The 19,106-nt window shown below is 71.1% G+C and carries 17 protein-coding genes; 16 read left to right on the top strand and 1 reads right to left on the bottom strand.

Going from position 1 to position 19,106, the window contains the following annotated elements; all coding sequences use genetic code 11:
• Window positions 1–44: 44 nt before the first annotated feature.
• Window positions 45–602: a beta-class carbonic anhydrase gene (locus ACH4N1_RS00185; protein ID WP_398093358.1), complete on the bottom strand. Its 558-nt coding sequence runs from the start codon at window positions 600–602 to the stop codon at window positions 45–47.
• Window positions 603–1,031: 429 nt separating this feature from the next.
• On the opposite strand from ACH4N1_RS00185, the gene rsmH reads away from it, so the two are divergent.
• The 16 genes from rsmH to ACH4N1_RS00105 all read left to right on the top strand — a co-directional run bounded on the left by rsmH (window position 1,032) and on the right by ACH4N1_RS00105 (window position 19,090).
• Entirely contained in the window at window positions 1,032–2,033 is a 1,002-nt protein-coding gene (gene rsmH, locus ACH4N1_RS00180; protein ID WP_398093356.1) for a 16S rRNA (cytosine(1402)-N(4))-methyltransferase RsmH, read from the top strand.
• A 73-nt stretch (window positions 2,034–2,106) separates the two neighbouring features.
• Window positions 2,107–2,652, top strand: coding sequence for a septum formation initiator family protein (locus tag ACH4N1_RS00175; RefSeq protein ID WP_398093354.1), 546 nt, complete (start codon window positions 2,107–2,109; stop codon window positions 2,650–2,652).
• A 5-nt stretch (window positions 2,653–2,657) separates the two neighbouring features.
• The gene (locus ACH4N1_RS00170; RefSeq protein ID WP_398093353.1) at window positions 2,658–4,625 is read left to right on the top strand and encodes a peptidoglycan D,D-transpeptidase FtsI family protein; all 1,968 of its coding nucleotides are present in this window, start codon (window positions 2,658–2,660) and stop codon (window positions 4,623–4,625) included.
• 204 nt (window positions 4,626–4,829) lie between these two features.
• On the top strand, window positions 4,830–6,350 hold the full coding sequence (locus ACH4N1_RS00165; protein WP_398093351.1) for a UDP-N-acetylmuramoyl-L-alanyl-D-glutamate--2,6-diaminopimelate ligase: 1,521 nt from the start codon (window positions 4,830–4,832) through the stop codon (window positions 6,348–6,350).
• A 4-nt stretch (window positions 6,351–6,354) separates the two neighbouring features.
• On the top strand, window positions 6,355–7,785 hold the full coding sequence (murF, locus tag ACH4N1_RS00160; protein ID WP_398093349.1) for a UDP-N-acetylmuramoyl-tripeptide--D-alanyl-D-alanine ligase: 1,431 nt from the start codon (window positions 6,355–6,357) through the stop codon (window positions 7,783–7,785).
• On the top strand, window positions 7,782–8,855 hold the full coding sequence (gene mraY, locus ACH4N1_RS00155; RefSeq protein WP_363087225.1) for a phospho-N-acetylmuramoyl-pentapeptide-transferase: 1,074 nt from the start codon (window positions 7,782–7,784) through the stop codon (window positions 8,853–8,855). Before murF ends, mraY begins: the two co-directional genes overlap by 4 nt.
• The gene (gene murD, locus ACH4N1_RS00150) at window positions 8,837–10,255 is read left to right on the top strand and encodes a UDP-N-acetylmuramoyl-L-alanine--D-glutamate ligase (RefSeq protein WP_398093347.1); all 1,419 of its coding nucleotides are present in this window, start codon (window positions 8,837–8,839) and stop codon (window positions 10,253–10,255) included. The genes mraY and murD overlap by 19 nt, the downstream gene beginning before the upstream one ends.
• A 73-nt stretch (window positions 10,256–10,328) precedes the next feature.
• Window positions 10,329–11,681 (top strand): putative lipid II flippase FtsW, encoded by a 1,353-nt coding sequence (gene ftsW / locus ACH4N1_RS00145; protein ID WP_398093345.1) that lies wholly within the window; start codon window positions 10,329–10,331, stop codon window positions 11,679–11,681.
• Window positions 11,682–11,687: 6 nt separating this feature from the next.
• Complete coding sequence (murG, locus tag ACH4N1_RS00140) at window positions 11,688–12,785, top strand: undecaprenyldiphospho-muramoylpentapeptide beta-N-acetylglucosaminyltransferase (protein WP_398093344.1); 1,098 nt, start codon at window positions 11,688–11,690, stop codon at window positions 12,783–12,785.
• 119 nt (window positions 12,786–12,904) lie between these two features.
• Window positions 12,905–13,699 (top strand): cell division protein FtsQ/DivIB, encoded by a 795-nt coding sequence (locus tag ACH4N1_RS00135; RefSeq protein ID WP_398093343.1) that lies wholly within the window; start codon window positions 12,905–12,907, stop codon window positions 13,697–13,699.
• 287 nt (window positions 13,700–13,986) lie between these two features.
• Window positions 13,987–15,207 (top strand): cell division protein FtsZ, encoded by a 1,221-nt coding sequence (gene ftsZ / locus ACH4N1_RS00130; protein ID WP_366058843.1) that lies wholly within the window; start codon window positions 13,987–13,989, stop codon window positions 15,205–15,207.
• Entirely contained in the window at window positions 15,204–15,932 is a 729-nt protein-coding gene (gene pgeF / locus ACH4N1_RS00125; protein WP_398093340.1) for a peptidoglycan editing factor PgeF, read from the top strand. Before ftsZ ends, pgeF begins: the two co-directional genes overlap by 4 nt.
• Before the next feature lie 5 nt (window positions 15,933–15,937).
• Entirely contained in the window at window positions 15,938–16,672 is a 735-nt protein-coding gene (locus tag ACH4N1_RS00120; protein WP_398093338.1) for a YggS family pyridoxal phosphate-dependent enzyme, read from the top strand.
• Window positions 16,673–16,799: 127 nt separating this feature from the next.
• Window positions 16,800–17,441, top strand: a complete 642-nt coding sequence (gene sepF / locus ACH4N1_RS00115; protein WP_363087233.1) for a cell division protein SepF — start codon at window positions 16,800–16,802, stop codon at window positions 17,439–17,441.
• Window positions 17,442–17,504: 63 nt separating this feature from the next.
• Window positions 17,505–17,789 (top strand): YggT family protein, encoded by a 285-nt coding sequence (locus tag ACH4N1_RS00110; RefSeq protein ID WP_363087234.1) that lies wholly within the window; start codon window positions 17,505–17,507, stop codon window positions 17,787–17,789.
• 53 nt (window positions 17,790–17,842) lie between these two features.
• Window positions 17,843–19,090 (top strand): DivIVA domain-containing protein, encoded by a 1,248-nt coding sequence (locus ACH4N1_RS00105; RefSeq protein ID WP_398093336.1) that lies wholly within the window; start codon window positions 17,843–17,845, stop codon window positions 19,088–19,090.
• The last annotated feature ends 16 nt before the right edge of the window (window positions 19,091–19,106 follow it).

Genomic DNA, 19,106 nt, shown 5'->3' with positions numbered 1-19,106 from the left:
TCGTGTCACTCGCCTGTGGACAACTGACAGCGATATGTCAGGTCTTAGGACTGTTCGGCCGGGTCGATCTCCCTCAGCATCCCCGTCCTCACGTCGAAGACGAAGCCCCGTACGTCGTCGGTGTGCAGCAGGAACGGCGAGGTGCGCACGCGCTGCATCGACTGCCGCACGTCCTGATCGACGTCCCGGAAGGCCTCCACCGCCCATGCCGGACGCTGCCCCACCTCCATCTCCAGGTCGTGGCGGAACTCCTCGGTGAGGCTCTCCAGGCCGCAGCCGGTGTGGTGGATCAGCACCACGCTGCGGGTGCCCAGGGCGCGCTGGCTGATCGTGAGGGAGCGGATCACGTCGTCGGTGACGACACCGCCCGCGTTGCGGATGGTGTGGCAGTCGCCGAGTTCCAGGCCGAGGGCGTCGTGCAGGTCGAGTCGGGCGTCCATGCAGGCCACCACGGCCACGTGCAGGACAGGGCGCGCGTCCATCCCCGGGTCGCTGAACGCGGCGGCGTAGCGCCGGTTCGCGTCGACCAGGCGGTCGGTGACCGTACCGCCAGTGGGTATGGCGGCCTCGGAGCCGGTGGGTACCGATGCAGAAGTCGTCATACCCATGACGTTACTGGTCACAAGCTCTCCGGTCTCGTTGTGAGAAGGGTGAAGAACGTCATCCCGGTCTCGTGTGAGGTAATCCACACGAGTGGCGGGAGCAAGTCCGTAGGAGTGATTTTCCCGTAATCGCCGCTTCGCACGCCTCCCGGAGCACGACGCGCAGGCCGGTTGATTGACCGCGAGACAGGGTGGACTAAAGTGACGCGAAGCGGGAGGCGGTGATCTCCCCGCTGGACTGAATTCCCCGAGAGACCCCGGCGCGGCCGCCGGGGATCTCCCCGCGTGCGCGGCGCGTACGTACGGCTCGGCCTCCTCCCGCTCCCGGTCGGCTGACGCTTCCGGCGCCGGCGGACCTCCCCTTCTTCGAGCGGGTGGGGACCCGGCGGTGCGTACGGACTCCGCCGGATCTGAGAGGGCCCAGGACCAATGGGGCGCGAAGCGCATTCGAACGAGGGCGACGGCGGACCACGGGAGGGACGCGGTCGACACGTCCCGGTGATGCTCCAGCGGTGCCTGGACCTGCTGGCCCCCGCCCTCCAGTCGCCCGGAGCGGTGGTCGTCGACTGCACGCTCGGCCTCGGCGGACACAGCGAGGCCCTGCTCACCCGGTTCCCCGAGGCCCGCCTCGTCGCCCTGGACCGCGACAAGGAGGCCCTGCGGCTGTCCGGCGAGCGCCTCGCCCCGTACCAGGACCGCGCCACCCTCGTGCACGCCGTGTACGACGAACTTCCCGAGGTGCTGGAACGGCTCGGCGTCCCGCGCGTGCAGGGCGTCCTGTTCGACCTCGGTGTCTCCTCCATGCAGCTCGACGAGGCGGACCGGGGATTCGCCTACGCGCAGGACGCCCCCCTCGACATGCGCATGGACCAGACGACCGGCATCAGCGCCGCCGAGGTCCTCAACACCTATCCGCCGGGCGAACTGGTGCGCATCCTGCGGGCCTACGGCGAGGAGAAGCAGGCCAAGCGGATCGTCTCCGCGGTCGTGCGCGAGCGGGAGAAGGAGCCGTTCACCTACAGCGCCCGGCTCGTCGAGCTGATCCGCGACGCGCTGCCGCAGGCGGCCAAGCGCACCGGCGGCAACCCGGCCAAGCGCACCTTCCAGGCGCTGCGCATCGAGGTCAACGGCGAACTGTCGGTCCTGGAACGGGCGATCCCGGCCGCCGTGAAGGCCCTCGACGTCGGCGGACGGATCGCCGTGCTGTCGTACCACTCGCTGGAGGACCGGCTGGTCAAGCAGGTGTTCGCGGCCGGTGCCGCCACCACCGCGCCGGCCGGACTGCCCGTCGTCCCCGAGCGCTACCAGCCGCGCCTCAAGCTGCTCACCCGTGGTGCCGAACTTCCCACGGAGGAAGAGGTCGCCGAGAACCGGCGGGCCGCCCCGGCGCGGCTGCGCGGGGCCGAGCGCATCAGGGAGGACGTCGAGTGACGGGCGTGCGGCGGGCGGGCCGGGGCACACCCCGGCCCAACGGGTTCGTGACCGGCGGCCCAGGGGAGGGCGAGTGAGCAGGAAACCCCGGCTGAAGGGGCGGGCCGCCCGGCTCGCGCGGCTCTTCCCGGCCCGGCCGCGGCAGGCGGCCCGCACGCCGTTCGTCCTGCTCGTCGTGCTGCTCCTCGGCGGTGGCCTGATCGGCCTGCTGGTGCTGAACTCCGCGCTCAGCGAGGGCTCGTTCGAGATGGACGACCTCCAGAAGGACACCAAGAACCTCACCGACGAGGAACAGGCGCTCCAGCGGGACATCGACTCCTACTCCGCCCCGGACGCCCTCCAGCGCCGCGCGCGGGAACTGGGCATGGTGCCCGGCGGCGACCCGGCCTTCCTCGACCCCGACGGCACCGTGAAGGGCGTCCCCTCGGCCGCCCCCGGCTCCCCGGCGGACACCCAGCTCGCCGTGCGGCCCCCCGAGGCCATCGCGACGCTGCCGCCCCTCCCGTCGGCCACCGCCGCCCCCGGCGCCTCCCCGACCGCCGCGGCCGGACCCGGCCCGGCGGCGACCGCCCCGGGCGCGTCCGCGACCACAGCCATCCCCACGACTCCCGGCAGGTGACGGAAGTGTCCGACAGGGAACCGCCCCGCCGGCGCGTGCCCGGCCCCGCCCGCCCGGCCCGGCCCACCCGCCCCGCGTCGGCCGGGCGCCGGCCGGGGCCCGGAGCGCGCCCCGCCCGCCGCCCGGCCGCACGGCCCGCGGCCCCCCGCGTCATCCGGCTCGGCAGCCCGCGCCCCCGGCTGCGCCTGGTCGGCCTCGCCCTGGCCCTGGTGATGATCGCCTTCGTCGTCCGGCTGCTCCAGGTGCAGGCCGTCGACGCCGGCACCTACGCCGCCAAGGCCGAGCAGAACCGCTACGTCGGCCAGGTCCTGGCGGCCGAGCGCGGCGAGATCACCGACCGCTCCGGCGTGGCCCTCGCCTCCAGCGAGGACGCCTACGACATCACGGCCGACCCGACGATGTTCGCCCGCGGGCAGCTGAAGATCGACGACGGGCCCGAGCAGGCGGCCGCCCTCCTCGCGCCGATCCTCGGCCAGGAGCAGTCCGCGCTCGTCAAGAAGCTGCGCCCCGGCGACGCGAACGTCCGCTACGCCAAGCTGGCCGGCCGGCAGACCCCGCAGGTCTGGAAGCAGATCAAGGACCTGAAGTCCGCGCTCGCCACCAAGGCCGAGTCGGACCCCGCCACGGCCAACGTCCTGGCCGGCGTCTTCTCCGTCCCGAGCAGCAAGCGCGTGTACCCCAACGGTGAGCTGGCCGCCGGGATACTGGGCTGGGTCAACGCCGAGGGCACGGGCGGCGGCGGCGTCGAACAGCAGCTGAACGCCACCCTGGCCGGCAAGGACGGCAAGATCCGCTACGCCCAGTCCGGCGGCCGTCAGGTGCCCACCGCGGGCTCCACCGAGACGCCGGCCGTGCCCGGCTCCGACGTCGAGCTGACGATCGACCGGGACATCCAGTGGGCCGCGCAGAACGCCATCACCGAGCAGGTGAAGGCGTCCAAGGCGGACCGCGGCTACGTCATCGTCCAGGACACCCGCACCGGCGAGATCCTCGCCCTGGCCAACTCGCCCGGCTTCGACCCCAACGACCTGTCCGACGCGAGCCCCGACGCCCTCGGCAACGCGGCCCTCCAGGACGCCTTCGAGCCCGGCTCCACCGCCAAGGTGATGTCGATGGCGGCCGTACTGGAGGAGAACGCCGCCACGCCCCTCACGCACGTCACCGTGCCCAACCGGCTGCACCGCGGCGACCGGCTCTTCCAGGACGACATCGACCACGCCACCTGGTACCTCACGCTCAACGGCGTGCTCGCCAAGTCCAGCAACATCGGCACGATCCTGGCGACCGGCCAGCTCGGCAGGACCCAGGCGCAGGCGAACCGCACCCTCTACTCCTACCTGCGCAGGTTCGGCATCGGCAGCTACACCGGGCTCGGCTTCCCCGGCGAGACCAAGGGCATCCTCGCGGCACCCGGCGACTGGTCGACCTCGCAGCAGTACACGATCCCTTTCGGCCAGGGCGTCTCCATCAACGCGCTCCAGGCGGCCTCCGTGTACTCGACGATCGCCAACGGCGGCGTGCGCGTCGAACCGAGCCTGGTGCGCGGCACCAAGGGGCCCGACGGCCGCTTCGCCCCCGCCGAGGCCCCCCGCAAGACACGGGTGGTGAGCCAGAAGACGGCCAAGTCCCTCGCGCAGATGCTGGAGTCGGTGGTGGACGACGAGGAGGGCACCGGCACCAAGGCACGCATCCCCGGGTACCGCGTCGCGGGCAAGACGGGTACCGCGAACCGCGTGGATCCGGCCACCGGCAAGTACCGCGGCTACACCTCGTCGTTCGCCGGGTTCGCGCCCGCCGACAACCCCCGGGTGACGGTCTACTGCGCGATCCAGAACGCCACCGAGGGCAGCTACTTCGGCGGCCAGATCTGCGGCCCGATCTTCAAGCAGGTCATGGAGTTCTCCCTGAAGACGCTCCAGATCCCGCCCACCGGGGGGAAGCCCGCGAACCTCCCGGTCTCCTTCGCCCCCTGACCCCGCCACCCCGCCCGCCAGCCCGTCAGCCGCCCGTGTTCAGCGCCGAACCAGCCAGGGAACCAGCCCGTGACCATGATCACTCCCGACCCCGCGAACCAGGCACCACCCGCCGCCTCGCTTCGCTCCCGACCAGCCCCGCCCGGTACGCTCACCGCCGTGCCACACGCTGATCAGTCCCCAACCACCCAGAAGGGCGCTTCCGTGACGTATCCGGGACCGCCGCGACCGGTTCACGTCGCCGCCACACCCCTGGCGGAGCTGGCCGGACAGCTGGGTGCCGAGCAGCCGGAGAGCGCCGCGCAGGTCACGGGGATCACCCACGACTCACGTGCCGTCCGCCCCGGCGACCTGTACGCCGCCCTCCCGGGCGCCCGCCTGCACGGCGCCGACTTCGCCACCCAGGCCGCGGGCCTCGGCGCGGTCGCCGTGCTGACCGACCCGGCCGGCGCCGGGCGCGCCGCCGCCACCGGCCTGCCGGTCCTGGTCGTCGACGACCCGCGCGGACGCATGGGCGAACTGGCGGCCACCATCTACGGCCACCCCGGCCGCGAGCTGCTCCAGATCGGCATCACCGGCACCTCCGGCAAGACCACCACCGCCTACCTCGTCGAGGGCGGCCTGAAGAAGGTCAGGGCGACCGGCCTGATCGGCACGGTCGAGATGCGCATCGGCGACGAGCGCATCAAGTCCGAGCGCACCACCCCGGAGGCCACCGACCTCCAGGCCCTGTTCGCGGTCATGCGCGAACGCGGCGTCGAGGCGGTCGCGATGGAGGTCTCCAGCCACGCCCTGGTCCTCGGCCGGGTCGACGGCTGCGTCTTCGACATCGCCGTGTTCAACAACCTCAGCCCGGAACACATGGAGTTCCACTCCGACATGGAGGACTACTTCCGGGCCAAGGCGCAGCTGTTCACCCCGCTGCGCAGCAGGCTCGGAGTGGTCAACCTCGACGACGAGTACGGCCGCCGGCTGGCCGGCGAGGCCACCGTCCCCGTCGTCACGTTCTCCGCCGAGGGCCACCCCGACGCCGACTGGCGGGCCGTGGACGTCCAGGTCGGCCCGATGGACTCGACGTTCACCGTCCTCGGCCCGCGGGGCGAGCGGATCGCCGCCAGGTCGCCGATCGCCGGCCCCTTCAACGTGGCCAACAGCCTCGGCGCCGTCGTCGCCCTCGCCGCCGCCGGGCTCGACCCGCAGACCGCCGCCGACGGCGTGGCCGCCGTACCGGGCGTGCCGGGCCGGCTGGAGCGGGTGGACGCCGGACAGGACTACCTCGCGGTCGTCGACTACGCGCACAAGACGGACGCCGTGGAGTCGGTGCTCAAGGCGCTGCGCAAGGTCACCAAGGGCCGGCTGCACGTGGTGCTCGGCTGCGGCGGCGACCGCGACACCACCAAGCGGGCCCCGATGGGCGCCGCCGTGGCCCGGCTCGCCGACACCGCCGTACTGACCTCCGACAACCCCCGCTCCGAGGACCCCCTCGCGATCCTCGCGACGATGCTCCAGGGTGCCGCGTCCGTGCCGGCCCACGAGCGCGGCGAGGTGCAGCTGTTCGAGGACCGGGCCGCCGCGATCGCCGCCGCCGTCGGCCGGGCGCGGCCCGGGGACACCGTGCTGGTCGCGGGCAAGGGCCACGAGCAGGGCCAGGACATCGCCGGTGTGGTCCGTCCCTTCGACGACCGCCAGGTGCTTCGCGAAGCTATCCAGAAGACCCAGGGATGAACTTGTGATCGCCCTCTCCCTCGCCGAGATCGCAGCAGTCGTCGGCGGGCAGACGTACGACATACCGGATCCGTCCGCGCAGGTCACCGGACCCGTCGTCCGGGACTCCCGCGAGGTGGAGCCCGGCAGCCTCTTCGTCGCCTTCGTCGGCGAACGGGCGGACGGCCACGACTACGCGCGGGCGGTCGTCGAGGCGGGCGCGGCGGCCGTACTGGCCTCGCGGCCCGTCGGCGTGCCCGCGATCGTCGTGGACGACGTCCAGGCGGCGCTCGGCGCCCTCGCCCGGCACGTCGTGCGCGAGCTCGGCACGACCCTCGTCGCCCTCACCGGCTCGGCCGGCAAGACCAGCACCAAGGACCTCATCGCCCAGGTCCTGCGGCGCAAGGCGCCGACGGTGTTCACGCCGGGCTCGCTCAACAACGAGATCGGGCTCCCGCTGACCGCCCTGTCCGCCACCGAGGAGACCAGGTTCCTCGTCCTGGAGATGGGCGCCCGCGGCATCGGCCACATCCGCTACCTCACCGGTCTGACGCCGCCGAGGATCGGCCTCGTGCTCAACGTCGGCACCGCCCACATCGGCGAGTTCGGCGGCCGCGAGCAGATCGCCCAGGCGAAGGGCGAACTCGTCGAGAGCCTCCCGCCCGCGAGCGGGGGCGGTGTGGCGGTCCTCAACGCCGACGACCCCCTGGTCCGTGCCATGGCCTCCCGTACGAAGGCGAAGGTGGTCCTTTTCGGAGAGTCCGACGAAGCGGACGTACGCGCCGAGAACGTGAGACTCACGGACACCGGACAGCCCGCCTTCAGGCTTCACACACCCTCCGGTGCAAGCGATGTGACCATGCGCCTGTACGGTGAGCATCACGTGTCGAACGCGCTCGCCGCGGCCGCCGTCGCCCATGAGCTGGGTATGTCCGCGGAAGAGATCGCCACCGCGCTCTCCGAGGCGGACTCCCTCTCCCGCTGGCGGATGGAGGTCACCGAGCGCCCGGACGGCGTGACGATCGTCAACGACGCCTACAACGCGAACCCCGAGTCCATGCGAGCCGCCCTGCGCGCGCTCGCGGCCATGGGCAAAGCCTCACAGGCAAAGGGGGGCCGTACGTGGGCGGTGCTCGGCAAGATGGCCGAGCTGGGGGACGAGGCGCTCGCCGAGCACGACGCGGTCGGACGGCTCGCCGTCCGGCTCAATGTCGGCAAGCTCGTCGCGGTCGGGGGCAGGGAAGCCGCCTGGCTGCAACTGGGCGCATACAACGAGGGTTCGTGGGGTGAGGAGTCGGTGCACGTGTCCGACGCACAGGCGGCTGTCGACCTGTTGCGCAGCGAGTTGCGCCCGGGGGACGTCGTACTCGTGAAGGCGTCCCGTTCGGTCGGACTGGAGAGCGTCGCGCAGGCGTTGCTCGAGACCGGTGCCGAGGGTGAGGTCGCGGCCCGATGATGAATCAGATCCTGTTCGCGGGCGTCATCGGCCTCTTCCTGACGCTGGTCGGCACCCCGCTGCTGATCAAGCTGCTCGCACGCAAGGGGTACGGCCAGTACATCCGCGACGACGGCCCGCGCGAGCACGCCAGCAAGCGCGGTACGCCGACCATGGGCGGTATCGCCTTCATCCTGGCGACGGTCGCGGCGTACTTCCTGTCCAAGGTCATCACGGGCAAGCCGCCGACCTACTCCGGTCTGCTGGTGCTCGGCCTGATGTGCGGCATGGGTCTGGTCGGCTTCCTCGACGACTACATCAAGATCGTCAAGCGGCGTTCGCTGGGCCTGCGGGCCAAGGCGAAGATGGCCGGCCAGCTGATCGTCGGCATCGCCTTCGCGGTGCTCTCGCTCCAGTTCTCCGACCAGCGCGGCAACACCCCGGCCTCCACGAAGCTGTCGTTCATCACGGACTTCGGCTGGACGATCGGCCCGGTGCTGTTCGTCGTCTGGGCGCTGTTCATGATCCTCGCGATGTCCAACGGCGTGAACCTGACGGACGGTCTGGACGGCCTCGCCACCGGTGCCTCCGTCCTCGTCTTCGGCGCCTACACCTTCATCGGCGTCTGGCAGTTCCAGGAGTCCTGCGCCAACGGCGAGACCCTGACCAACCCCAGCGCCTGCTACGAGGTGCGCGATCCGCTGGACCTCGCGGTCATCGCCTCCGCACTCATGGGCGCCTGCCTCGGCTTCCTGTGGTGGAACACCTCGCCGGCCAAGATCTTCATGGGCGACACCGGTTCGCTGGCGCTCGGCGGCGTGCTCGCCGGTCTCGCGATCTGCTCCCGCACCGAACTGCTGATGGCCATCCTGGGCGGGCTGTTCGTCCTCATCACCATGTCGGTGGTCATCCAGGTCGGTTCCTTCCGGATGACCGGCAAGCGCGTCTTCCGCATGGCGCCGCTCCAGCACCACTTCGAACTCAAGGGCTGGTCCGAGGTTCTCGTCGTGGTCCGCTTCTGGATCATCCAGGGCATCTGCGTGATCGTCGGACTGGGTCTCTTCTACGCGGGATGGGCAGCAGAAAAGTGACCGACTGGCAGGGGAAGAACGTCACCGTCGCCGGACTCGGCGTCTCCGGCATCCCGGCGGCCAAGGTGCTGCACGGCCTCGGCGCGCACGTCACCGTCGTCAACGACGGCGACGACGCACGCGCGCGTGAGCAGGCCGCGGAGCTGCTGGAGCTGGGCGTCACCGTGCGCCTCGGCGACGGGGCGACCCTGCCCGAGGGCACCGACCTGATCGTCACCGCGCCCGGCTGGAAGCCGGACAAGCCGCTGTTCACGGCGGCCGCCGCGGCCGGTGTGCCGGTGTGGGGCGACGTCGAACTCGCCTGGCGGCTCAGGGGGCCCGACGCGGCCCCCTGGCTCTGCGTCACCGGCACCAACGGCAAGACCACCACCACCCAGATGCTGGCGTCGATCCTGACGGCGGCCGGCCTGCGCACGGCGGCCGTCGGCAACATCGGGGTCTCGTTGCTGGACGCGGTCCTCGGCGAGGAGCGCCACGACGTCCTCGCCGTGGAACTCTCCAGCTACCAGCTGCACTGGGCGCCCTCCCTGCGCGCCCACTCGGCCACCGTGCTCAACCTGGCCCCGGACCACCTCGACTGGCACGGCTCCATGGAGGCGTACGCCAAGGACAAGGGCCGGGTGTACGAGGGCAATCGGGTCGCCTGCGTCTACAACGTGGCCGACAAGGCCACCGAGGACCTGGTGCGCGAGGCGGACGTCGAGGAGGGCTGCCGGGCCGTCGGCTTCACGCTGGGCACCCCCGGCCCGTCCCAACTCGGCGTCGTGGACGGCATCCTGGTCGACCGGGCCTTCGTCGAGAACCGGCAGAAGAACGCCCAGGAGCTGGCCGAGGTCTCCGACGTCACCCCTCCCGCGCCGCACAACATCGCCAACGCCCTTGCCGCGGCGGCCCTCGCGCGCGCCTTCGGGGTGCCCGCCACGGCCGTACGGGACGGGCTGCGGGCCTTCACGCCCGACGCCCACCGGATCGCCCACGTGGCGGACCTGGACGGCGTCGCGTACGTCGACGACTCCAAGGCCACCAACACCCATGCCGCGCAGGCCTCGTTGGCGGCGTACGAGTCGATCGTGTGGATCGCGGGCGGCCTCGCCAAGGGGGCGACCTTCGACGAACTGGTCGCGCAGTCGGCGCAGCGGCTGCGCGGGGTCGTGCTCATCGGCGCCGACCGCGCCCTGATCCGCGAAGCCCTCACGCGACACGCCCCGCAGGTACCGGTCGTCGAGCTCGACCGGACCGACACTGGGGCGATGCTCGCGGCTGTCCAGGAGGCCCGCGGACTCGCCGTCGAAGGCGACACGGTGCTCCTCGCCCCGGCCTGCGCCTCCATGGACATGTTCGTCAACTACAACCAGCGCGGTGACGCGTTCGCGGAAGCCGTTCGCGAACTCGGCGCCTGACCCGGCCGCCTGCCGGGCGGACCTTGGGAGGGACGCGTGCGACCGTCGAGGCCGACGTTCACCGGAGGCTGCGGTGCCCGGTAGCCGTACCGGGCGGCCGCCCGTCCAGCGTGCCGTCCGCAGACCCGCCGCCGGGCCGCCGCGCGACAACCCGGTGCTGCGGCTCCACAAGCGTGTCCGCAGGGCCTGGGACCGGCCGCTGACCGCCTACTACCTGATCCTCGGCGGCAGCCTGCTGATCACCGTGCTGGGCCTGGTGATGGTCTACTCGGCCTCACAGGTCACCGCGTTGCAGATGTCGTTGCCGGGCTCGTTCTTCTTCCGCAAGCAGTTCCTCGCCGCCGCCATCGGCGGGCTGCTGATGCTGGCCGCCTCCCGGATGCCGGTGAAACTGCACCGGGCACTGGCCTACCCGATCCTCGCGGGCGCCGTCTTCCTCATGGTCCTGGTGCAGGTGCCGGGGATAGGGATGGCGGTCAACGGCAACCAGAACTGGATCTCGCTCGGCGGCTCGTTCCAGATCCAGCCCAGCGAGTTCGGCAAGCTCGCGCTGGTGCTCTGGGGGGCCGACCTCCTGGCCCGCAAACAGGACAGGACGCTGCTGAGCCAGTGGAAGCACCTGCTGGTGCCGCTCGTGCCGGTCGCGTTCATGCTGCTCGGACTGATCATGCTCGGCGGCGACATGGGGACGGCGATCATCCTCACGGCCATCCTGTTCGGCCTGCTGTGGCTGGCGGGCGCGCCCACCCGTCTCTTCGCCGGCGTGCTCTCGATCGCCGCCCTGATCGGCGTGATCCTCATCAAGACCAGCCCGAACCGCATGGCCCGGCTCGCCTGCATCGGCGCCACCGAACCGAAGTCCGGGGCGGCCGACTGCTGGCAGGCCGTGCACGGGATCTACGCCCTCGCCTCGGGCGGCATCTTCGGCTCCGGACTCGGGGCGAGCGTGGAGAAATGGGGACAACTCCCCGAGGCGCACACCGACTTCATCTTCGCCGTCACCGGCGAGGAACTGGGTCTCGCGGGGACGCTGTCGGTGCTCGCCCTCTTCGCGGCTCTAGGCTATGCGGGTATCCGCGTGGCCGGACGCACGGAGGACCCCTTCGTCAGGTATGCCGCGGGAGGCGTGACCACCTGGATCACGGCCCAGGCCGTGATCAACATCGGTGCGGTGCTCGGCCTGCTGCCGATCGCCGGTGTCCCCCTCCCGCTGTTCTCCTACGGAGGATCCGCCCTGCTGCCGACCATGTTCGCCATCGGGCTGATGATCGCCTTCGCACGCGACGAGCCCGCTGCGCGGGCGGCGCTTGCGATGCGGCCTCCCCGCTTTGGTAGAAAGCGGGGAGCCGGGGGTCTCACGGGGCCCCGGAGATGGAACACGATGCGACGGCGTGCCTCGGCGGCGCGTACGTCCGGAGAGCGGTGAATTTCGGTGCATGTCGTACTCGCTGGTGGGGGGACCGCCGGCCACATCGAGCCCGCGCTCGCCCTCGCGGACGCCCTGCGCAGGCAGGACCCCTCGGTGGGGATCACGGCCCTGGGCACGGAGCGCGGTCTGGAGACCACGCTCGTACCCCAGCGGGGTTACGAGCTGGCGCTGATCCCCGCGGTGCCCCTGCCGCGCAAGCCGACCCCCGAGCTGATCACCGTCCCGGGCCGGCTGCGCGGCACGATCAAGGCGACCGAGCAGATCCTGGAGCGCACCAAGGCCGACGTGGTCGTGGGCTTCGGCGGATACGTGGCCCTGCCCGCCTACCTCGCCGCCAAGCGCCGGGGCGTGCCGATCGTCATCCACGAGGCCAACGCCCGCCCGGGCCTGGCCAACAAGATCGGCTCGCGGTACGCCGCCCGCGTCGCCGTCTCCACGCCCGACAGCAAGCTCCGCGACGCCCGCTACATCGGCATCCCGCTGCGCCGTTCCATCGCCACGCTGGACCGGGCCGCCGTGCGCCCCGAGGCGCGGCACGCCTTCGGCCTCGACCCGAACCTGCCGACGCTGCTCGTCTCCGGCGGTTCGCAGGGCGCCCGCCGCCTCAACGAGGTGGTCCAGCAGGTCGCCCCGTGGCTCCAGCAGGCCGGCATCCAGATCCTGCACGCGGTCGGCCCGAAGAACGAACTGCCACAGGTCCAGCAGATGCCGGGAATGCCCCCGTACATCCCGGTAGCGTATGTGGACCGGATGGATCTCGCGTACGCCGCCGCCGACATGATGCTCTGCCGCGCGGGCGCCATGACCGTCGCCGAACTCTCCGCCGTCGGGCTCCCCGCCGCCTACGTCCCGCTGCCCATCGGCAACGGCGAACAGCGGCTGAACGCCCAGCCGGTGGTCAAGGCCGGCGGCGGCCTCCTGGTCGACGACGCGGAACTGACCCCGGAGTGGATCCGGGAGAACGTCCTGCCGGTGCTGGCCGACCCGCACCGGCTGTACGAGATGTCCCGCGCCGCCGGTGAGTTCGGGCGCCGGGACGCCGACGACCTGCTCGTCGGCATGGTGTACGAGGCGATCGCCGCCGGCCGTGCACACCACTAGGAAACGCATCGGCGAGTGAGCCGAAGGGGCGCGTCGGCGCCGAGCGGTCAGGGACCCCCTGCCGTTCGGCGCCGCCCGCGGTGCCCCGGAGGTCAACCGGGCCAGGAAAGGGAGTGCGCGTGGCCGGATCCGCCACCGCCGAGCGCGGTGCACGCCAGCAGGAGTCGTCCGGCCCGCCCCTCGTCCGGCGGCTCGGTCCACGCCGGCTTCGTATGATCATCATCATCGCGCTCGCGGCCGTCCTCCTCGGCGCCGGCGTCGGCTGGCTGCTGTACGGCTCCCCGTGGCTGCGCGTGGAGCGGGTCTCCGTCTCCGGCACGGCGGTTCTGACGCCGGCCCAGGTCCGCGAGGCCGCCGACGTCCCCGTCGGGTCGCCGCTGGTCTCCGTCGACACCGGCGCGATCGAGGAGCGGTTGAGGGGGAGACTGCGCCGAATCGACTCGGTTGCCGTGACCCGTTCGTGGCCAGACGGAATCGGTCTGGAAGTGACCGAACGCACGCCCGTCCTGCTGGTCCGAAAAGAGCGGAAATTCATCGAAGTGGACGACGAGGGTGTCCGTTTCGCCACTGTTTCCCGGGCTCCGAAGGGTGTTCCGCTACTCGAAGCGGAACCCTCCCCGTCGAGTTCGGCCGCCGCGAGCCTGCGCCGCTTCGGCGAGGACCGCCTCGTCCGCGAGGCGGTGCGGACCGCCGGTGCCCTGCCGTCCGCGGTCGCCCGGGTCACCCGCGTGGTCAAGGTCCGTTCCTACGACGACATCTCGCTGGAACTGAGCGGTGGCCGGACCGTCGCGTGGGGCAGCGCCGAGGACGGTGCGGCGAAGGGTCGTACCATCCTCGCTCTGATGAAAGCCTCTCCGGACGCACGGCACTTCGTCGTGAGTGTCCCCACGGCCCCTGCGTCGGCGAGGAGTTGACGCACATCGGCGCAGGCCAGCACCCTGGTTGGGCAGCGACATGGCTGATCACATAGGGTGAAAAGAAAAACGGGAGGTTCGGCGTGTTCGTTGAACGGGCGCCACTTGTCGACTTAGTGTCCTGTTCAGAAGACTTCAAGGAACAGGCACACTGGTAACCCTAAACTTCAGCGTTAGGGTTCGGGTCGGCGAAACGGACCGTCCCATTCGGCATCAGTCGCCGGATCGTGGAGCGCAGAGCGTCTCGCGAACCAGCGACACGTAACTCGAGGCGAGAGGCCTTCGACGTGGCAGCACCGCAGAACTACCTCGCAGTCATCAAAGTCATCGGTGTCGGCGGCGGTGGTGTCAATGCCATCAACCGGATGATCGAGGTCGGTCTCAAGGGTGTCGAGTTCATCGCCATCAACACGGACGCCCAGGCGCTGTTGATGAGCGACGCCGACGTCAAACTCGACGTCGGCCGCGAACTCACCCGCGGACTAGGCGCCGGAGCCAACCCGGCCGTCGGCCGCAAGGCCGCCGAGGACCACCGCGAGGAGATCGAGGAGGTCCTCAAGGGGGCCGACATGGTCTTCGTGACGGCCGGTGAAGGCGGTGGCACCGGCACCGGCGGCGCACCCGTCGTGGCCAACATCGCGCGCTCCCTCGGCGCCCTGACCATCGGCGTGGTCACGCGCCCGTTCACCTTCGAGGGACGGCGCCGCGCCAACCAGGCCGAGGACGGCATCGCCGAACTCCGCGAAGAGGTCGACACCCTCATCGTCATCCCCAACGACCGGCTGCTGTCCATCTCGGACCGTCAGGTCTCCGTCCTCGACGCGTTCAAGTCGGCGGACCAGGTCCTGCTCTCCGGTGTCCAGGGCATCACCGACCTCATCACCACGCCGGGTCTGATCAACCTCGACTTCGCCGACGTCAAGTCGGTCATGTCCGAGGCGGGTTCGGCCCTCATGGGCATCGGCTCGGCCCGCGGCGACGACCGCGCGGTGGCCGCCGCCGAGATGGCGATCTCCTCGCCGCTGCTCGAGGCGTCCATCGACGGTGCCCGGGGTGTGCTCCTGTCCATCTCCGGCGGCTCCGACCTCGGCCTGTTCGAGATCAACGAGGCCGCCCAGCTGGTCAGCGAGGCCGCCCACCCCGAGGCCAACATCATCTTCGGCGCCGTCATCGACGACGCGCTCGGCGACGAGGTCCGGGTCACCGTGATCGCGGCCGGCTTCGACGGGGGCCAGCCCCCGGCCCGCCGGGACAACGTCCTCGGCTCGGCCTCCGGCTCTTCGTCGTCCTCGGCCTCGTCCTCGCCCCGCCGCGAGGAGCCCGCTCCGGTACGGCAGCCGGAGAGCCGGCCGACCTTCGGCTCGCTCGGCAGCGTGACCCCGAAGGAGGAGCCGGAGCCGGCGCCCGAGCCGGTCGCCGACATCCCGGTCGCCCCGCCGGTGCCGCCGTCGCGCAGCTACTCGGACAGCGCGGCCGAGGAACTGGACGTGCCGGACTTCCTGAAGTGATAGGACAGCGCGGACACGCGAGCGGCGCGCACTTCGCCTTCACCGACCGGTGGGGCGGGGTGAGCGCCGCTCCGTATGAGGAGCTCAACCTCGGCGGAGCGGTCGGCGACGACCCCGAGGCCGTACGGACCAACCGGGAGTCGGCGGCCAAGTCGCTGGGTCTCGAGGCGGACCGGGTCGTCTGGATGAACCAGGTGCACGGCGCGGACGTCGCCGTCGTCGACGGCCCCTGGGGCGAGCAGCCGGTGTCCGAGGTCGACGCGATCGTCACCCGGGAGCGGGGGCTCGCGCTCGCCGTCCTCACCGCCGACTGCACGCCCGTGCTGCTCGCCGACCCGGTCGCCGGTGTCGTGGCCGCGGCCCATGCCGGCCGGCCCGGGATGGTCGCGGGGATCGTGCCCGCCGCCGTACGGGCCATGGTCGGACTCGGTGCCGAGCCCTCCCGGATCGTCGCCCGCACCGGCCCCGCCGTCTGCGGCCGGTGCTACGAGGTGCCCGAGGCGATGCGGGCCGAGGTGTCCGCCGTCGAGCCGGCCGCGCACGCCGAGACCGGCTGGGGCACCCCCGCTGTCGACGTGACCGCCGGGGTGCACGCGCAGCTCGACCGGCTCGGGGTGCACGACCGGGAGCGGTCGCCGGTGTGCACGCGCGAGTCGCAGGACCACTTCTCGTACCGCCGCGATCGCACCACGGGGCGACTCGCGGGATATGTCTGGCTGGGCTGATGGGCATGACGGACCGCAAGGAAGAACTCGCCGGAAATCTGGCGAAGGTGGAACAGCGCATCGCGGCCGCGTGCGCGGCGGCCGGGCGCGCGCGGGAGGAGGTGACCCTGATCGTGGTCACCAAGACCTACCCGGCGAGCGACGTGCGGGCACTGTCGGAACTGGGCGTGCGGCACGTCGCCGAGAACCGTGACCAGGACGCGGCGCCCAAGGCCGCGGCCTGCTCGGATCTGCCCCTTTCCTGGCACTTCGTGGGGCAACTGCAGACCAACAAGGTGCGTTCCGTGGTCGGTTACGCGGACGTCGTGCAGTCCGTGGACCGGTCCCGCCTGGTCACGGCCCTGTCGAGGGAGGCCGAGCGCGTCGGGCGCGAGGTCGGCTGCCTCATCCAGGTCGCGCTCGACGCGGGGGAGCCCTCGGCGGGAGGGGGCGCGCGGGGGGAGCGGGGCGGTGTCGCACCCGGCGGGATCGCGGAGTTGGCCGACCTCGTGGCGGGCGCTCCGGGGCTCCGGCTCGACGGGCTGATGACAGTCGCACCTCTGACCGGGGAGTACGCCGGACGTCAACGGGCGGCGTTCGACCGGTTGATGGATTTGTCGACCGACCTGCGCCGAACCCATCCTGCTGCGAACATGGTCTCGGCAGGGATGAGCGCGGACCTCGAACAGGCCGTGGCGGCCGGAGCGACACATGTACGCGTCGGCACCGCGGTACTCGGAGTCCGTCCCAGGCTCGGGTAACGTCGCCAGGAAGTCGGACCACAGCAGAAAATATGGTCATTACCGTCGAAAGGCGGCACAAGGGCCACGTGGATCGCGGGACTTGGCAGTCGTCAGCGGATCCACCACAGAGCGGAGGACTCAGAGCATGGCCGGCGCGATGCGCAAGATGGCGGTCTACCTCGGCCTCGTGGAGGACGATGGGTACGACGGCCGGGGTTTCGACCCCGACGACGACTTCGAACCCGAGCTCGACCCTGAGCCCGAGCGTGACCACCGACGGCATGAGCCGTCACACCAGTCACATGGAGCACATCAGTCCCAAAGGGACGAAGAGGTGCGAATCACTCAACCGCCCGTGCCGCGCGAGCCGGTGGCCAGATCCGTTTCGCCAGGCGCGGAATCCGGGCGTCCGGCGCGTATCGCGCCCGTGGCATCCATCACACAAGAACGTCAGTCCCTGGAGAAGAACGCACCGGTGATCATGCCCAAGGTCGTGTCCGAACGAGAGCCGTACCGGATCACCACGCTCCACCCCCGGACCTACAACGAGGCCCGTACCATCGGGGAACACTTCCGTGAGGGCACTCCGGTGATCATGAATCTGACGGAGATGGACGACACGGACGCGAAGCGACTTGTCGACTTCGCGGCCGGTCTGGTGTTTGGTCTTCACGGCAGTATCGAGCGGGTGACGCAGAAGGTGTTCCTGTTGTCGCCTGCTAACGTCGATGTCACGGCGGAGGACAAGGCCCGCATCGCAGAGGGCGGGTTCTTCAACCAGAGCTGAGACGCACGACCGGAACAGCAGTGACGAGAGAGTACGTGGGCAGGGGAGAGGGAAGCACCGAACATGAGCGTGGTCCTGGATGTCGTCTACATCGCGCTGATGGTCTTCCTCATCGTGCTCATCTTCCGGTTGGTCATGGACTACGTCTTCCAGTTCGCCCGCTCATGGCAGCCCGGCAAGGCGATGGTGGTCGTTCTGGAGGCCACCTACACTGTCACCGATCCACCGCTCAAGCTTCTGCGGCGGGTGATCCCGCCGTTGCGTCTCGGGGGCGTGGCGCTCGACCTGTCCTTCTTCGTACTGATGATCATCGTCTACATCCTGATCTCGATCGTGGTCCGGCTGTGAGCGATGTGAACTACCGTCTTGCCGAATGCCGACGACTACGTTGAGGTGAAGAGATGCCGTTGACCCCCGAGGACGTGCGGAACAAGCAGTTCACGACCGTCCGCCTCCGAGAAGGCTATGACGAGGACGAGGTCGATGCCTTCCTCGACGAGGTCGAAGCCGAACTGACCCGCCTGCTGCGGGAGAACGAGGACCTGCGCGCCAAGCTGGCCGCCGCCACGCGTGCTGCTGCCCAGAACCAGCAGAACATGCGCAAGCCTCCGGAGCCGCAGGACCAGCAGCAGGGGATGCCCCCGCAGCAGCAGGGTATGCCTCAGCAGGGTATGCCCCAGCAGGGGATGCCGCAGCAGGGGATGCCGCAGGGTATGCGCGGCGGACCGGTGCCCGCCGGCATATCGGGCCCGCCGCAGCAGCAGATGGGTGGCCCCATGGGTGGTCCGCCCCAGCTGCCGAGCGGTGCCCCGCAGCTGCCCGCCGGCCCCGGCGGTGGTCAGGGCGGTCAGCAGGGTCCCGGCCAGATGGGCCAGGGCCAGATGGGCCAGAACCCCATGGGTCAGGGGCAGATGGGTCCCGGTCCGATGGGCCAGGGTCCCATGGGTCAGGGGCAGATGGGTCCCGGTCCGATGGGTCAGGGCCCCATGGGCGGCCACCCCATGCAGCAGCAGATGGGCGGCCCCATGGGCGGCCCCGGTCAGGGCCCCGGTGGCGACAGCGCCGCCCGTGTCCTCTCGCTGGCCCAGCAGACCGCCGACCAGGCGATCGCCGAGGCCCGCTCCGAAGCCAACAAGATCGTCGGTGAGGCGCGTTCGCGTGCCGAGGGTCTCGAGCGCGACGCCCGTGCCAAGGCCGACGCCCTGGAGCGGGACGCGCAGGAGAAGCACCGCGTCGCGATGGGCTCCCTGGAGTCCGCCCGCGCCACGCTGGAGCGCAAGGTCGAGGACCTGCGCGGCTTCGAGCGCGAGTACCGCACGCGCCTGAAGTCGTACCTCGAGTCCCAGCTGCGTCAGCTGGAGACCCAGGCCGACGACTCCCTCGCCCCGCCGCGCACCCCGGCCGCGGCCTCCCTGCCGCCGTCCCCGTCGCCTTCGATGGCTCCGGCCGGCGCGAGCGCCCCGTCCTACGGCGGCGGCAACCCGGGCATGGGCGGACCGAGCCAGGCCGGCCCGTCCTACGGTGGTCAGCAGCAGATGTCCCCGGCGATGACCCAGCCGATGGCGCCGGTGCGTCCGCAGGGCCCCTCCCCGATGGGGCAGGCTCCCTCGCCGATGCGCGGCTTCCTCATCGACGAGGACGACAACTGACGGCCGGTACCACGCC

It is taken from the genome of Streptomyces sp. NPDC017202 (assembly GCF_044331705.1).
Classification (GTDB): Bacteria; Actinomycetota; Actinomycetes; order Streptomycetales; family Streptomycetaceae; genus Streptomyces.
This window is presented reverse-complemented; position numbering and strand designations above follow the sequence as displayed.

What these genes read in the sequence shown, in the direction of transcription:
- ACH4N1_RS00185 (WP_398093358.1), bottom strand. Translation starts at nt 602, where the DNA reads ATGACGACTTCTGCATCGGTACCCACCGGCTCCGAGGCCGCCATACCC.
- rsmH (WP_398093356.1), top strand. Translation starts at nt 1,032, where the DNA reads ATGGGGCGCGAAGCGCATTCGAACGAGGGCGACGGCGGACCACGGGAG.
- mraY (WP_363087225.1), top strand. Translation starts at nt 7,782, where the DNA reads ATGATGAATCAGATCCTGTTCGCGGGCGTCATCGGCCTCTTCCTGACG.
- murD (WP_398093347.1), top strand. Translation starts at nt 8,837, where the DNA reads ATGGGCAGCAGAAAAGTGACCGACTGGCAGGGGAAGAACGTCACCGTC.
- ACH4N1_RS00120 (WP_398093338.1), top strand. Translation starts at nt 15,938, where the DNA reads ATGACGGACCGCAAGGAAGAACTCGCCGGAAATCTGGCGAAGGTGGAA.
- sepF (WP_363087233.1), top strand. Translation starts at nt 16,800, where the DNA reads ATGGCCGGCGCGATGCGCAAGATGGCGGTCTACCTCGGCCTCGTGGAG.
- ACH4N1_RS00110 (WP_363087234.1), top strand. Translation starts at nt 17,505, where the DNA reads ATGAGCGTGGTCCTGGATGTCGTCTACATCGCGCTGATGGTCTTCCTC.
- ACH4N1_RS00105 (WP_398093336.1), top strand. Translation starts at nt 17,843, where the DNA reads ATGCCGTTGACCCCCGAGGACGTGCGGAACAAGCAGTTCACGACCGTC.